11 protein-coding genes are annotated in these 15,027 nt (G+C 39.3%); 3 read left to right on the top strand and 8 right to left on the bottom strand.

The genetic code is table 11. The features are described 5' to 3' along the window. Positions 1-19 precede the first annotated feature (19 nt). Positions 20-718: a M48 family metallopeptidase gene (locus tag H5115_RS17030; RefSeq protein WP_002961435.1), complete on the bottom strand. Its 699-nt coding sequence runs from the start codon at positions 716-718 to the stop codon at positions 20-22. Positions 719-1,034: 316 nt separating this feature from the next. Between H5115_RS17030 and H5115_RS17025 the strand changes: the two genes are divergently transcribed. After that, positions 1,035-4,364, top strand: coding sequence for an MHYT domain-containing protein (locus tag H5115_RS17025; RefSeq protein ID WP_182756468.1), 3,330 nt, complete (start codon positions 1,035-1,037; stop codon positions 4,362-4,364). A gap of 10 nt (positions 4,365-4,374) precedes the next feature. Continuing rightward, positions 4,375-5,367 (top strand): two-component system response regulator, encoded by a 993-nt coding sequence (locus tag H5115_RS17020; RefSeq protein ID WP_182756466.1) that lies wholly within the window; start codon positions 4,375-4,377, stop codon positions 5,365-5,367. Here the strand turns inward: H5115_RS17020 and H5115_RS17015 are convergent. Together H5115_RS17015 and H5115_RS17010 are read right to left on the bottom strand one after the other, a co-directional pair. Beyond that, positions 5,364-5,804 carry a VOC family protein gene (locus H5115_RS17015; protein ID WP_182756465.1) on the bottom strand — a complete coding sequence of 147 codons (441 nt, stop codon included), beginning with the start codon at positions 5,802-5,804 and terminating at the stop codon, positions 5,364-5,366. The two genes, H5115_RS17020 and H5115_RS17015, sit on opposite strands and share 4 nt — an antisense overlap. A gap of 1 nt (position 5,805) precedes the next feature. Continuing rightward, positions 5,806-6,462: an HD domain-containing protein gene (locus H5115_RS17010; RefSeq protein ID WP_182756463.1), complete on the bottom strand. Its 657-nt coding sequence runs from the start codon at positions 6,460-6,462 to the stop codon at positions 5,806-5,808. 140 nt (positions 6,463-6,602) lie between these two features. On the opposite strand from H5115_RS17010, the gene H5115_RS17005 reads away from it, so the two are divergent. Beyond that, positions 6,603-7,793, top strand: a complete 1,191-nt coding sequence (locus H5115_RS17005) for a class I SAM-dependent methyltransferase (RefSeq protein ID WP_182756461.1) — start codon at positions 6,603-6,605, stop codon at positions 7,791-7,793. 30 nt (positions 7,794-7,823) lie between these two features. Here H5115_RS17005 and H5115_RS17000 read toward each other — a convergent pair whose 3' ends face one another. The 5 genes from H5115_RS17000 to H5115_RS16980 all read right to left on the bottom strand — a co-directional run bounded on the left by H5115_RS17000 (position 7,824) and on the right by H5115_RS16980 (position 14,694). Beyond that, positions 7,824-8,120 (bottom strand): PilZ domain-containing protein, encoded by a 297-nt coding sequence (locus H5115_RS17000; protein ID WP_149602406.1) that lies wholly within the window; start codon positions 8,118-8,120, stop codon positions 7,824-7,826. A 9-nt stretch (positions 8,121-8,129) separates the two neighbouring features. Continuing rightward, a complete protein-coding gene (locus H5115_RS16995) occupies positions 8,130-8,510 on the bottom strand; it encodes a PleD family two-component system response regulator (RefSeq protein ID WP_024597850.1) in 381 nt (126 codons plus the stop codon). A gap of 75 nt (positions 8,511-8,585) precedes the next feature. Then, positions 8,586-12,473 carry an ATP-dependent RNA helicase HrpA gene (gene hrpA / locus H5115_RS16990; RefSeq protein ID WP_182756459.1) on the bottom strand — a complete coding sequence of 1,296 codons (3,888 nt, stop codon included), beginning with the start codon at positions 12,471-12,473 and terminating at the stop codon, positions 8,586-8,588. A 194-nt stretch (positions 12,474-12,667) separates the two neighbouring features. Beyond that, a complete protein-coding gene (locus H5115_RS16985; RefSeq protein ID WP_182756457.1) occupies positions 12,668-13,699 on the bottom strand; it encodes an isoaspartyl peptidase/L-asparaginase family protein in 1,032 nt (343 codons plus the stop codon). A gap of 290 nt (positions 13,700-13,989) precedes the next feature. Continuing rightward, complete coding sequence (locus tag H5115_RS16980) at positions 13,990-14,694, bottom strand: SapC family protein (protein WP_024597622.1); 705 nt, start codon at positions 14,692-14,694, stop codon at positions 13,990-13,992. Positions 14,695-15,027: the final 333 nt, after the last annotated feature.

The following is a 15,027-nucleotide window of genomic DNA, read 5'->3' as shown; positions in this document are numbered from 1 at the left end:
TCCTATATTCAGGTTAACTTCAAAACACCCATTGTAAACTCATACTGTTTTTCTTTAGCCATGTTGATGATGCTTTATAATTAGGAAAAAAATGCTCAACGTGTTGCCAAAAAGCTTTACTGTGGTTTAAGTGACGTAAATGCGCTAACTCGTGGACAATCACATAATCAATAGCATGATAAGGCGCTCCGATTAAATGCAAATTAAATGTTAGCTCTCGCTTACTATTACAACTTCCCCACTTTCGCTTATAAATAGCTACTTTTAGACTCGTAGGTAATTCTTCACCCATTTGTGCGCAGAAGTACGCTAAACGCATTTCTATATATGCAGTTAGTTGCTCTTTTAAATATTCTTCAAGAAGTTGCTGATATTTTTGCGAAGTATTTTTAACGCGCGAAGAGTGTGTAATAAGCAAGCTGTCGTTACAGTTTAGTACTTCGGACTTAGTACCTTGCTTAAATTCTATGTTTACAATGCTATCAAAGATTAAAATTTGTTTGTCTTTGAGCGGGTTCTGTCTGCTATCAGCAATATTGTGCTGTTTAGTTAATTGAGCATTTACCCACACCTGCTTATCAAAAAGCCATTCTTGAATGTGTTTGTTACTAACAAACTGAGGGGCATATACAGTCACCTTTTTGTTATGTACTTTAATGGCAACCGTTTTACGTTTTATACTTTTCTTTAACTGATATTCAAACACTTTCATACTCATTAATGATATTGCTACGAGAAAATTCACCAGCAATTAATAAAACCAAATAAAGTGTAATTTTCGCTTAGTTAAGCCAATTCATTAGTTTTCTTAAGGTTACTCGATAGAAACTTAAATATGACCATATAAATCTAACTTAGTCCTGTGACAGGCAATACATTAGAATAAAAAACACCAACTAAAAAACTAATCCCTGATAAATAAAAGAAAACTAAAAGTAATAAATTCGTTATTTTATTCACTTCATTGAATTAACGGTTTATTTATTAATTAATTAGATTAGACTTGATAAATAAAGATTATATTTTGAGCCATTATGTTATCAGCTTTTTTTATCACAGACCAAGATCCTAGCTTAATCATTAATGGCGTTTACGATCCTCTATTAGTTTCAATGTCATTGCTAATTGCTATTTTTGCAGCCTTTTTCACCATTCGACTTATAGAGCTCGCAAAAGAAACTCAATTTCCTAGCTACCAACGTTTAGCAAATGTGACCGCTGCTACCGTTTTTTCGGCTGGTATTTGGAGTATGCACTTTATTGGTATGCTTGCCTTTTCACTGTGTACTAATATTGATTATGATCCAACAATCACTCTCCTTTCTTTTATACCAGCATTTATAGCATGTCAGTACGCAGTATCAATGCTAGTAAATAGTAAAGGGAATTTAAAAGTATTGTCGATTTGCTCCGTGTTACTAGGAGCTGGCATTGGCACTATGCATTATAGCGGCATGGCTGCAATGGATCTTGCTCCTTTACTTAGATATGATCCATTTATATTTGCGTTATCAATCATTGTTGCTGTAACCCTCTCCTTTATAGCCCTTTACAGTCGCTTTAATCTTGAGCGTTTTTTACCCTCTTTATCACCTCTTCAAAATAACTCAATTAGCGCTGTTATTTTAGGGTGTGCTGTTGCTGGTATGCACTATATGGGTATGGCCGCTACACGTTTTGTAGCTACATCGCCACTAATCTATGATGATGCTAACGCAACAGCAGGACTAACTTTTATCGCCATTGCAGTCGCCACAGCAACTATCGCGATTACAAGCGTGGTTGGTGTAATAAATGGTATGGTTCGCTATCGCATGCTACTTGAGGAGAAGTCGGCAAAAGAATCCCGTCTAAATGCTATTTTAGGTACCGCTATAGATGGCATTGTTACCATTGACCATGCTGGTATTATTTTAAGTTTTAATGAAGCCGCAAGTAAAATTTTTGGCTGGCAAGAAAACCAAGTTCAAGGCAAAAACGTAAAAATGCTAATGGACGATAACATTGCCAAGCACCACGACGAATACCTCTTAAATGCTCACAATGTTGATCTAGGTAAAATAATAGGCATAAACCGTGATGTATATGCAAAACACATGAACGGACATGTTTTTCCTATTCGCTTAGGTATAGGCGAAGTAAATCAGCCGGGCCATAACCCTTTATATGTTGGCTTTATTACCGACTTGACCGAACAACGCGCTTTGCAGCAAAGTTTAGAAGAGAAAGAACAAAAATACCGCTCTCTTATCGATAACATGCCCGGAGTCGCGTTTAGATGCAAGTTTGATGACAACTGGACTATGTTATTTATTAGTCCAAATATAATTGAGCTTACAGGGTATAACCCAAATGAGTTTACAGAGCATTGTATCGAGTTTAATGACTTGGTCTTGAAATCAGACCAAAAACAAATAGTTGATGAAGTCACTAAAGCTGTTGATGCAAAGTCTCAATATTCTATTGAATACCGAATTAGACATAGAAATGGCAAAATTTTGTGGTTGTTAGATAAAGGGAGTATCGACTTTGATGCTCAAGGCAACCCAAAGTGGATTGATGGTGTTTTAGTCGATATTACTGAACGCAAAGAATATGAAGAAAAACTAGAGCAAGCTAAATTTAAAGCTGAAGAAGCTGCTCATGCAAAGCAATCTTTTATGGCTAATATGAGCCATGAAATACGCACCCCAATGAATTCTATAATAGGTTTCAGCGATCTATTAATGGATACCCCACTTGATCAAGAACAACAAAAGCACTTGGTTACCGTAAATAATGCAGCGCGTTCATTGCTAAGATTGTTAAATGAAATTCTCGATTCCGCAAAACTAGAACGCGGTAAGCTCACCATTGAGCCAGTCCACTTTAGCTTAAAACCAGTGATAGACAGTATTATTTCTACTTTTTGGCTAGAAGCTAAAAAGAAAGATTTAGAACTTAAACTCCATATTAAAGAATCAGTAAGTTCTACGTACTACGGCGACCCAGATCGACTCAGACAAGTACTCACTAATCTAATTGGTAACGCGATTAAGTTCACCGAAGAAGGCTCTGTTACGGTCACCGTTGGCATGACACAAAATCAGCATCTGTTTTTTGAAGTGCAAGATACCGGAATTGGTATTGCAAAAGATCGTATTCAAGCTGTATTTCAACCTTTTGAACAAGCCGATGGCACTACTACCCGCCGCTTTGGTGGTACAGGCCTTGGTACAACTATAAGTAAACAACTTGTAGAGCTTATGGGCGGAACAATAAACTTAGTAAGTGAGCTAGGTAAAGGCACCTGTTTTTACTTTTCATTGCCACTTACTTTAGGTGACGAATCTAAAATTGATTATTTTGATGGTCTACACACCCAACTGCCTGCACTTAGACTACTAGTAGTTGATGATATAGAGCAAAATACAGAACTACTGTCTTTGCTTCTGTCACGCGATCAGCATTCAGTTACCAAAGCGTCAAACGGACTTGAAGCGATTAAAGTATTTGAAGAGCAAGACTTTGATGTCATATTAATGGATATACATATGCCATTGTGTGATGGCATACAAGCAGCACAAAAAATAAGAGCAATAGAAAACCAAAGGCAGCTAAAGTACACGCCAATTATCGCGCTCACAGCAAGCGTATTACAGCAAGATAAGCTTACGGCTAAAAAAGCAGGCATGAATGGCTTTGCCAATAAACCCGTCGATATAAACCAGCTTAACCAAGAAATAGCGCAAGTGCTGGGGCTTGGTATTGCAAAAGAAATGGTTATATCGCAAAGCGATCCTAAAGCGCAGCATATAGATTTTGAAAAAGGATTAGCACTTTGGGGCTCTAAGTGTAAGCAACTTACAGAGATTACTAAGTTTGTTAGTGATAGTGATAAGCGGTTTGAGAGATTATTTAATGATAAATTATCAAACATAAAAGATGTCGATAGCCTCATTCACACACTCAAAGGTGTTGCTGGTAACTTAGGGCTAACAACGTTAATGAAGTTATTAACCGATTTAGAGCACAAGCAAAGTGATGCTAAAGTTATTAGTCTTTTAGACGATATCAAAAACGAACTACTTATTATAACGCAACTACTGTCATCAAATACTTGCGATGAGCCAAATAGCACGCCTAAAGATGATAGCTCCGACACTCTATCAATAGATGAGATTAAGCACTTGTGTGAAACACTTCATCAAGATGCGCAAAACGCAGAATTAAATGATGAAGTACTCGCAAAGTTGCAACGCGGCGCACCTTCTACCTTTCAAAATGAAGTTGATGATATAGCCGAAGCCTTTGATGAATTTGATTTTGATAAAGCACACGTAATACTAGACACCTTACTTGAAAGACTAACAAACAATGAATGAGTATTAATTAATGGATTTTACGACAGATAGGCCACGGGTATTAATTGTTGACGATGAGCCTGCAAATCTAAAAGTAATGCGCGAAGTGTTAGGTAATCAATATCGTATGTCGTTTGCTAAATCGGGTGATGCCGCACTGGCACTACTTGAAAAAGAACTACCAAAACTAATTTTGCTCGACATAATGATGCCAGATATGAATGGCTTTGAAGTGTGCCAAATAGTTAAGAAAAATCCCAAAACATCACACATCCCCATTATTTTTGTAACTGCACTTGGCGATGAAAGCGATGAATACAAAGGTTTTGAGTTAGGCGCAGTAGATTATATTACTAAACCAATAAGCCCTGCCATTGTAAGAGCAAGGGTTAATACTCACTTGTCGCTAGTACAAGCAGAGCAATTAAAGCAAGCTCATGTAGATTTAGTCGCACGTCTAGGCCGTGCAGCTGAATATAAAGACACCGACACGGGTGAACACATAGTGCGCATGAGCCAATACAGTAAAGTATTAGCGTTAGCACTAGGTATGGATGAGCAACGTGCAGAACTTTTACGTCAAGCCGCCCCAATGCACGATGTAGGGAAAATAGGTATTCCTGACGCTATCCTACTCAAACCTGGAAAGTTAACCTCTGAAGAGTTTGATCATATGAAAGAACACGCCACCATTGGCGCGCAAATTTTAGCAAACTCATCATCTCCTTTACTACAACTTGCGCATACACTTGCAATTGAACACCACGAAAAATGGGATGGCTCAGGCTACCCTAACGGGATAAAAGGCGAAGAAATATCAGTTGAAGGTAGAATTGTTGCTATAGCTGACGTATTTGATGCACTTACCTCAAAACGCCCTTATAAAGAGGCTTGGAGCGTAGAGAAAACAGTTTTGCATATGCAAGAGCAAGCCGGAACTCATTTCGACCCAGCTCTAATCGAACTATTTGTAAAAAACTTAGACGACATTATTGCTATTAAAAATGCAAATCAAGAAAGCTAATTCTTTTTAACATTATGAGAGCCAAGCTCAACATTTGGGTAATAAGATTTTATATAACGATAGTCATGGGACGTAATTTCATGGCTATTGCCACTTTCATCTTTAAAGTACATAGAAAACGTTACACCATGATCTGCTAAAACTACTTTTATATTTAAACTCTCAAGATGAATACGCCATTGAATAAATTGATCCCCAGAGGCCAAAAATGCAATCCCTTTACTGCGCCCCTCTCCTTCAAATAATGCTAAACGAGTGGTTGAACTAGTATCTTCAAGTGTTAAAGGGCCTCGCCCTTGCTCATTCCAAAAGGCCAGCTCTGGCACTACACTAAAACCTAAAACCCGCTCATACCAATTAACGGCACTCAATAAGTTATCAACATTTAAATGGCAATGATCAATGCCAGATAATTTCGGTATGCTTGTATTATTCACGTCACTCACCAATTTCTGACTTTAATTGCTCTAAAAATTCATGCATATACCTTGTTCGTCTGTTCGCCTCTGCTTTAGCTGATGGCGTATTCATACTATCGGCAATATGTAATAACTTTATGAAAAAGTGATCAAGCGTGTATGTTTTATCATCAGCCTCGCGTTCAACACAAAAAGGGTCATTTGGGTTATATAATAGCCGTCCAATTGAGCCACCAACTTTCATGCATCGGCTAACGCCAATAGCGCCCAGTGCATCCATTCTGTCGGCATCTTGTACTATTTGCGCTTCAACTGTTTTAATTTTTATATTTGCGCTGAAGCTATGCGCCGCAATAGCATGATGAATCTCATCAAAGAGTGATTCATCATAATTAATCGATTTTAAAAACCCCAACGCCTTATCGGCTGCCATAGTAGAGGCTTTTGCACGATCAGGGTGGTTTTTAGCCACCGCCACACAGTCGTGCATCCACGCTGCAGGTAATACTACTGACATGTTTGCCTGCTCCGCATTACATAACTGTATTGCAACGCGCACCACTCGCTCTATGTGAGTAATGTCATGAGCTACATCTGCATGCACTAAAGAGGCGATAAACCCTCTACATTGTGAGTCAAGTATTTCTAAATCAGGGCTTAAAGCGACGTCAGACAAAGTTAGGTTCCAAAAAGCTAATTAATCAATGAATTATGCATACTTTACCGTGCTTTATGCCCCCCTTGCAAAACATTCATTGTATGTTGCTCCTCGCTTGACTAAAATACAGCGCTTATTTATTACTACTGAGAAGCCTTATGTCATCTGCCGTTTACCTACAAGCTGGTCGCGATAAATCATTAAAAAGAAAACACCCTTGGTTATTTTCAAAAGCCATCAAAAAAATTAAAGGTAAACCTGGATTAGGCGACACAGTAACGATTCACGACAGCGAAGGTAAGTTTTTAGCAACTGCTGCATATAGCCCTCACTCACTAATTCGTGCACGTGTTTGGAGCTTTGACGAAAAAGAAGTCATCGATCAACACTTTTTTGAACGCCGTTTACGTCGCTCATTAGAAGCCCGTAGCCAAGTTATTGAAGAAGGCGGGTTAACGGGCTTTAGATTATGTGCTGCTGAGTCTGATTACTTACCAGGCGTTACAATAGATAAATTTGACAATGTATTAGTGTGCCAGCTATTAAGCGCCGGTGCCGAGCGCCATAAAGGCGAGATTGTAGGCGCATTGATGTCTATTTTCCCCGGCTCTAGCATATATGAGCGTTCTGACGTAGATGTACGTACTAAAGAAGGCTTAGAACCAATTAAAGGCGCACTTTGGGGCAATGAACCAAAAGAGCCTGTGCTTATTGAAGAAAACGGCTTAAAAATCGAAGTTGATATAATTGAAGGTCACAAAACAGGATTTTACTTAGATCAGCGTGACAGCCGTGCTGCACTTGAGCGCTTCTCAAAAGGTAAAACTGTCCTTAACTGCTTTAGTTACACAGGTACATTCTCGTTGTATGCCCTGCGTGGTGGATGTGAGCATGTAACTAACGTAGATGTATCGCAACCCGCTTTAGATACAGCAAAACGTAATGTTGAGCATAATAACTTAGATTTAAACAAAGTGAGCTTTGTAAAGCAGGATGTATTTAAATTATTACGCCAATACCGCGACGAAGGTAGACAATTTGATACTATCGTAATGGACCCACCAAAATTTGCTGATAATAAAGCGCAGCTAACGGGCGCGTGTCGTGGCTATAAAGATATCAACATGATTGCCATGCAAATACTAAAACCAGGCGGAACACTATTAACATTCTCATGCTCTGGTTTAATGGAACAAAACTTGTTTCAAAAAGTAGTAGCCGATGCAGCACTTGATGCAGGTAAAGACCTACTGATAATGGAGCGATTAAACCAGGCAGCCGATCACCCAATTGCTGGCAGCTACCCTGAAGGCTTTTACTTAAAAGGCTTAATCTGTAAGGTTTTTTAATATCTACTATTGAGTTTAACTGAATTCGATTTAGTTAAACTCAATGATTTCAAGACCTGCTGTTACCGTGCCATCATCTTCTTTGCTGGCACGTATTACTTTTGCTGTTGCATTTAAAGGCGCAATACTTGGATGAGTCGAATCAATGTTCACCGTCAGTAAGGTATTAGGTTCAAGCAATTCATCTAAATGAATTGATAAACCTGTTGCACTTAAATCCACGCACTCTGCGGCAAAATTTAAACCCGCTATTGGTTCTATCGTTGTTAAATTTGCAGGAGTGTTAATCTGCATGCGTCTAAAATTTCGCTTATCATCAGTAAACATATGTTACCTCTAAACAACCGTGTTAATTTCTTCCAACAAAGCACCCACTGAAAATGGCTTTACAACATACGCGTTACAACCAGCATCAAACCCTGCTTGTTTTTCAGATGGGGACTCTAGGCCCGATACCATAACAACAGGAATATTTTTTGTTTCAGGTGTGTGCTTCAGCATTCGGCATGTATCATAACCATCAAGACCAGGCATACAAACATCAAGCAAAATTATATCTGGCGGACTCGCAATTGCTGATGCAAGGCAGCTTTGCCCTGAATCTGCGTAACTAACATCAAATTTCGACGCTAGTGCGGCTTTGAGCATTTCAAAATTAAAATACTCGTCATCTACCACTAAAAGTCGCTTTGTTTTATGTTCAATCGATGAGGACATAACTATGTCGCTTCCTTTTCAAAACAAAAATAAATCCTTCTATTAAGGTACTAAGCTTAATAGAAAATGCAAGTTTTATTCTATCTCTTTTATCGCATTAAGTACCCGCTTGGCTGAAATTGGGTAAGGCGTTCCTAGTGTTTGAGCAAATAACGACACTCTAAGCTCCTGTTGCATCCAAAAAATAGCGGTTACCTCTTGTGGTATAGGCAACCCTTTAGGCGTTTTATTAACTACTTTTTTATACTCTTGCGCAACTTTATCTAGCTCTAGTACGCATAACCTATCACGATTTGGATCCACAGGCAGCTTTTCTAAACGTTTTTGAATCGCTTTTAAATAACGAATTAAATCCGCTATTTTATCTGCGCCATGCGCGCTCACAAAACCTTTAAATATAAGTGACTCAAGCTGTGACTTAATATCGCCGTGCGCGGTTATCATGGTTAAATCAACGCGCCCTTTCATTTTTTTATGCAGCGCATGAGCAATACTTAATACTTGCTCAACTTGCGTTGCAATCGATACAACGGCATCGCCCAGCTCACCGCGTATTTGCTCTTTTACTGTTTCAAATGCTTTTTCGTCGCGTATATCACCGTGTTTTACTAATAAGCTATCAACACCTGCGGCAATACAGTCATCAATTAAATCAGCTATTTTACCAAATGGGTTAAAGTACAAACCCAGCTTTGCCTTATTCGGTAAGTTTTGTTGTAAGTACTTAATTGGCGATGGCACATTCAATAGTACTAAACGGCGCAAACCTTGTTGATGTGCTTGCTGCGCTTTTGCTTCGCTATCAAAAAGCTCCACTGCAGCGGCTGATTTTTTATCCACCAGCGCAGGGTATGCTTTTATCTCATATTGACCTTGCTTTTTAACGTATGAAGCGGGTAACTCACCAAAATCCCATTGTGTTAGGTCTGACTTTTCAATGCCTTTATCGGCTACTTTAGACAGTGTTTCGGTTACTTCACCTTGCAGCTCTGCTTTAAGTTTGGCTAAATCAAGTCCACGAGCAAGTAACTTATCGTGTTCATCACGTACTTCAAACTGCAATCGTAAATGCGGTGCAAGTGCGGTTAAATCCCACGCCTCGGGATCAACCCTCACACCTGTCATTCTTAATAAACGCGTGGCTAAAGCATCAATTAAGCTACCTTGCATTGGCTCAATAGCTGCCAGCACTGCATCAGCATAGTTTGGTGCTGGCACAAAATTACGACGAAGTGATTTAGGCAATGACTTTATAAGCCCACTTATTAGCTCATGCCTAAATGCGGGTATGTGCCAGTCAAAACCACTTTCTTGTACTTGATTCAACAGCGCGACCGGTATTTGTACCGCAACGCCATCAACTGCTTGGCCTGGGTCGAAATGATAAGCAAGCGGCAATATAATATTGTCTTGCTGCCATGTGTCAGGGTAGTCAAACTCAGTGATATTACTTGCACCATGCTGCATTAACTCTTCACGAGTCATGTGTAGGTAATGTTTATTTTGTTGCTTTTGTGTTTTATACCATTTTAAAAATGCAGCGCGGTTATTAATTTCTTTGGGTATTTTTTTATCGTAAAACTCAAATAACGTTTGCTCATCAACTAAAATATCACGACGACGTGACTTATTTTCCAGAACTTGAATATCTTCTATTAGCTCACGGTTAAACGCTAAAAAGCCCTCGTTTAAGCCCAGTTCTTGCTCAACTAATGCAGTGCGCACAAAAAGCTCTCGACTCACTTTAGGGTCTATGTTGCTATAAACACAGCGGCGTTTATTTACAACAAGTAAGCCGTATAAAGTTTGCTGTTCAAACGCGATTACCGCACCTGGCTTTTTCTCCCAATGAGGTTCTGTGTAACTACGTTTAACTAAGTGCTGTGCTAATGGTTCTACCCAGTTAATGTCTATTTTTGCATTTGTGCGGGCATATAACTTACTTGTCTCTACCAGCTCCGCTGACATGATCCATTTAGGGCTCTTTTTAAATAAACCTGAACCCGGAAAAATATGAAACTGACTATTACGTGCGCCTTTGTATATTTGTTTTTCATCTTTAAAGCCAATATGGCTTAGCATCCCGCTTAACAACGCTTTGTGAACAAGTTCGCCATCAGCCGCTTGGCTGGTTGCTTTCATGCCCATTTCGTTACACACAGTACTTATTTGATAAACAATATCTTGCCATTCACGCAGGCGCATATAGGCTAAGAAGTCTTTTTGACACAGCTTTCTAAATTGGCTATTAGTCAGCTCGCTTTGCTGCTCTTCTAGGTAATTCCATAAGTTTAAAAAAGCGATAAAATCAGAATCTGGATCATCAAAACGACCGTGTTTTTCATTGGCAGCAGCACGTTTTTCTTGTGGGCGTTCACGTGGGTCTTGAATAGACAACGCCGCCACAATAATAATCACTTCACGCAATGCGCCAAGTTTATGGGCTGTTAGCACCATTTTTGCTAAACGTGGGTCAACGGGTAATCGACTAAGCTCTCTGCCCGATTGAGTTAGGCTGGTTTTACTATCGCGTTTAGCTGGTTTTACCGCTTGTAGCTCTTCAAGCAATGTTAGGCCATCATTAATATTGCGGCTATCTGGCGCTTGTACAAACGGGAATTGCGCCATATCACCAAGCCCTAGCGCCAACATTTGTAAAATAACAGACGCAAGGTTAGTACGCAGTATTTCAGGGTCGGTAAACTCTGGACGTGATAAAAAATCATCCTCAGAATACAACCTAATACAAATACCCGCTTCAACACGTCCACAACGACCCATACGCTGATTAGCACTTGCTTGCGATATAGGCTCTATTGGTAGGCGCTGTACTTTTGTACGATAGCTGTAGCGACTTATACGCGCAGTACCTGGGTCTATTACATAACGAATACCTGGCACGGTGAGTGACGTTTCGGCTACGTTAGTCGATAAAATAATATGACGACGAGAATGCGGCGCAAATATACGGTTTTGCTCTGCGTTAGATAAACGCGAGTAAAGTGGCAATACATCGGTGTGTTTTAAATTACGCTTGCTAAGTGCATCTGCGGTATCGCGTATTTCACGCTCACCATTTAAAAATATGAGAATATCGCCAGGGCCTTCAGCGCACAGCTCATCAACGGCATCAAAAATACCTTGTAGCTGATCGCCCTCCGCTTCCATATCATCTTTATTAATATCAGTAATAGGGTTGTAGCGCACATCAACAGGGAAAGTACGACCCGATACTTCTATAATGGGCGCATCATCAAAGTGCTTTGAAAAACGCTCAGGATCGATAGTCGCTGAGGTAATTATTATTTTTAAATCAGGGCGTTTTGGAAGCAGGTTTTTTAAGTAACCTAAAATAAAATCAATATTTAAACTACGCTCATGCGCTTCATCAATAATAATCGTGTCGTATTGATTTAAAAAACGGTCTTGCTGAATTTCAGCCAGCAAAATACCGTCGGTCATTAATTTAATATACGTATTATTAGATACCTGATCGCTAAAACGAATTTTAAAGCCAACTTGCTGACCAAGTTCACACTTCATTTCTTCAGCAATACGATTAGCCACAGTACGCGCTGCTAATCGACGTGGTTGCGTATGACCAATTAAACCATCAACACCACGACCAAGCTCTAAACACATTTTAGGTATTTGCGTTGTTTTGCCTGAGCCCGTCTCACCAGCAATAATAACCACTTGGTTATTTGCAATGGCGTCTTTAATTAATTCCTTTTTTTGACTTACCGGCAATTGCTCAGGGTAAGTCACTTTAGGGAGGCCAGCTAAGCGTTTATCGCGTAATTCTTGGCTACGGGTTATATCAGCCGCTATTTTTTCAAGCGCGTTGGCATGCTTGTTTTCATCGGTTATTTTTTTTACGCCATGTAAGCGTTTTTTGAAAATGAATTGATCTTTTTTTAAGCACGTTTTTAGCTCGCCAAACAACTGACCTAGGTTTACCACCCGCATACCTTATAAAATTAGTTAAAGAGCCGTAATTGTATCAAATTAAACGGCTGGGGTTAATCCTACAAAATGCATAACGCGGGGTTGTTTGTTATATAAACGCTGCTATTGAACTAAACTGTGAATAATAAATTTATTTTAAACAATTATTTTCAGGGCTAACTACATTGAATAAATTAAATGACGTTGGCTTATTCGTCACTAAAAATGCCCACGTAGGTCGCTTGCGTATTCGATTTACTTGCCCGATACATGCCAGAGGTATTAAACGGTAAGCTAATATTACCCTTTGTATCAATAATAATTACGCCGCCAGTGCCACCAATAGGCTTAAGCACGCCGTTTATAACTTCATCCCCTGCCTCAGCAATGGTTTTACCTTGGTACTTAACTCGCGCACATATATCGCTTGCTACGTTATAGCGAATAAAATATTCACCATGCCCTGTTGCCGATACCGCGCACGATTCATTTTCAGCAAATGTTCCGGCCCCAATTACCGGCGCATCCCCCACACGACCATAACGTTTTGCGGTCATACCACCTGTTGATGTACCTGCCGCTAAATTACCATTTTTATCAAGCGCCACTGCGCCAACCGTGCCCATTTTGTAAGAGTTAGGTAATGCTTTGTGCGCGGCTTGGTACTCTTTACTGGTTGCTTTGGCTTTATCTAATTTTTGTTTTGCTTTTAAAAGCGCTTTGTAGCGAGGCTCGGTATCAAATAAGTTATTTTCGACAAGCTCAACACCTTGCTCTTTAGCAAACTCTTCAGCGCCTTGCCCACTAAGCATTACGTGTACAGAGTTATCCATTACCAAACGCGCTAAGTTAATTGGGCTCTCAATATGCTTTACACCCGCAACTGCGCCTGCTTCACGGTTTCGACCATCCATTATGGATGCATCAAGCTCATGCCCGCCATCGTAGGTGTATACCGCTCCACGCCCTGCATTAAAATAAGGGGATTGCTCTAATACTGCAATTGCTGCAATCACCGCATCTAAGCTTTCGCCGCCTTGGTGTAATACTTCATAACCTGTCTCTACTGCTTGCGTTAATTTTGCACGATACTCTTTTTCTTGAGCGGGTGTAAATCGTGCTTTTTCAATTGTCCCTGCCCCACCATGAATCGCAATGGCAAAAGGAGTCTCTGCAGCTACTGCGCTATTACTTAAAGCAACAAGGCTGCTCGCAAAAATCGCTAATAATGGTGTTTTCATAATGAGTTCTTTTATGGGGAAGTTATAAACTAATGTGAATGGTTACGGACTTAATTTCAACTAAAGTGAGTTTAATGGCATAAAAAAAGCGCCTTAAGGCGCTTTTTAAAACTTTACGTGTTTGTAATACCAATTTTATTAAAAACATGGTCATTCTAGCGTATTAAATAGCTCACTAACTACGTTGAAAATTATTTATATAGAACAACTATGTATCATAATTTTAGCCTTGTTATTGAGCCATTTTCTTATCGCTATAATAGGTCACTAATTTAATGCAATTGGTATAATTAAGCTTGTTTAGCTTTTAAACGCGCTAAACGTGCTACTTGGTGAGTAGACGTTAAGAACGAGTAAATTGGTGCTAAGTAACCACGTTTACGAAGCTCTAAGAAATCAGCATCGCTTAACTCGTTTAGTTTTTTCTCATCGATAAGGTAAATACCGTTGATGTCTTTTTTCTCGCCTTTAATGTCTACTGTTAGCGTTTGCGCAATTAGTAGCTCTTTATCAGCAAGGAATTTAGTGAACGCTTCAGTTACTTGAGAAAACTCAATAAATGATACTAGCGCTTCTTTACGACGTTTTAGGTAATCTGTTTCTTCGCCGTTTTCAAATAATGCGTTACCTTCGTCTTCACCAACAAGCGCACTTGCTTCGTCAATTACGATACCGTATTGATCTTGATCTGGGTGTTTAACTAAACCCAGTGGGTAACGAGTAGATGCCATAGGTGCAAATGCTGCAGTCCATTTACCATCTTCTACAAAAAGGTTTTCGCCTGGCTCTAAGCCAAACATAGCAACTGCTTGAAAAGTGCCGGTTTCGTTATTTTTAACGAATGACATTGGAAACTCGTTTGCTACACGTGCAAACTCATGTGCAACTACTGGCACTAAGTGTTGAGTTTTCATGAATTCTACATTGATGCCGTTTTGAATTTTAGTGTTGGCATGTTTTTCGTTGTGTAAAGGCTGTACTTGTTGCTCCGCCATGTTACTGCTCCGTTTATTTTAATTTATATGTTTCATTGTTAATGCCTTTAGGCTAATGCTTTTGAGCTAAAAAAGGAAGGGAAACTTTTATGACAACAACCATGAAAAAATAAAATTTAACCAAATCTGAACGTTGCTAAAAAACATACAGCTCAAACTCATAAGTTTTGTTCAAAAACAACACACTTCGTGGTTAATTTTAATACAAATTAAAGTTATTCATTAACATTGGTTAACAGTTCAAAGCTATTTTTTGCAGTGTTTAGGCTTAAATTTAAGCAAATAAAAAAGGCCGCTTATATAAGCAGCCTTTAAAAGTTAAATTGGCATCTA

It is taken from the genome of Pseudoalteromonas sp. SR44-2 (genome assembly GCF_014163745.1).
GTDB lineage: Bacteria > Pseudomonadota > Gammaproteobacteria > Enterobacterales > Alteromonadaceae > Pseudoalteromonas > Pseudoalteromonas distincta.
The sequence above is the reverse complement of the archived record's forward strand: the minus strand, read 5'-3'. Positions and strand labels throughout refer to the sequence as shown.

Excerpts from the sequence above, each read along its gene's own strand:
- H5115_RS17030 (WP_002961435.1), bottom strand. The coding sequence starts at position 718 with ATGAGTATGAAAGTGTTTGAATATCAGTTAAAGAAAAGTATAAAACGT.
- H5115_RS17025 (WP_182756468.1), top strand. The coding sequence starts at position 1,035 with ATGTTATCAGCTTTTTTTATCACAGACCAAGATCCTAGCTTAATCATT.
- H5115_RS17020 (WP_182756466.1), top strand. The coding sequence starts at position 4,375 with ATGGATTTTACGACAGATAGGCCACGGGTATTAATTGTTGACGATGAG.
- H5115_RS17005 (WP_182756461.1), top strand. The coding sequence starts at position 6,603 with ATGTCATCTGCCGTTTACCTACAAGCTGGTCGCGATAAATCATTAAAA.
- H5115_RS17000 (WP_149602406.1), bottom strand. The coding sequence starts at position 8,120 with ATGTTTACTGATGATAAGCGAAATTTTAGACGCATGCAGATTAACACT.
- H5115_RS16995 (WP_024597850.1), bottom strand. The coding sequence starts at position 8,510 with ATGTCCTCATCGATTGAACATAAAACAAAGCGACTTTTAGTGGTAGAT.
- H5115_RS16985 (WP_182756457.1), bottom strand. The coding sequence starts at position 13,699 with ATGAAAACACCATTATTAGCGATTTTTGCGAGCAGCCTTGTTGCTTTA.
- H5115_RS16980 (WP_024597622.1), bottom strand. The coding sequence starts at position 14,694 with ATGGCGGAGCAACAAGTACAGCCTTTACACAACGAAAAACATGCCAAC.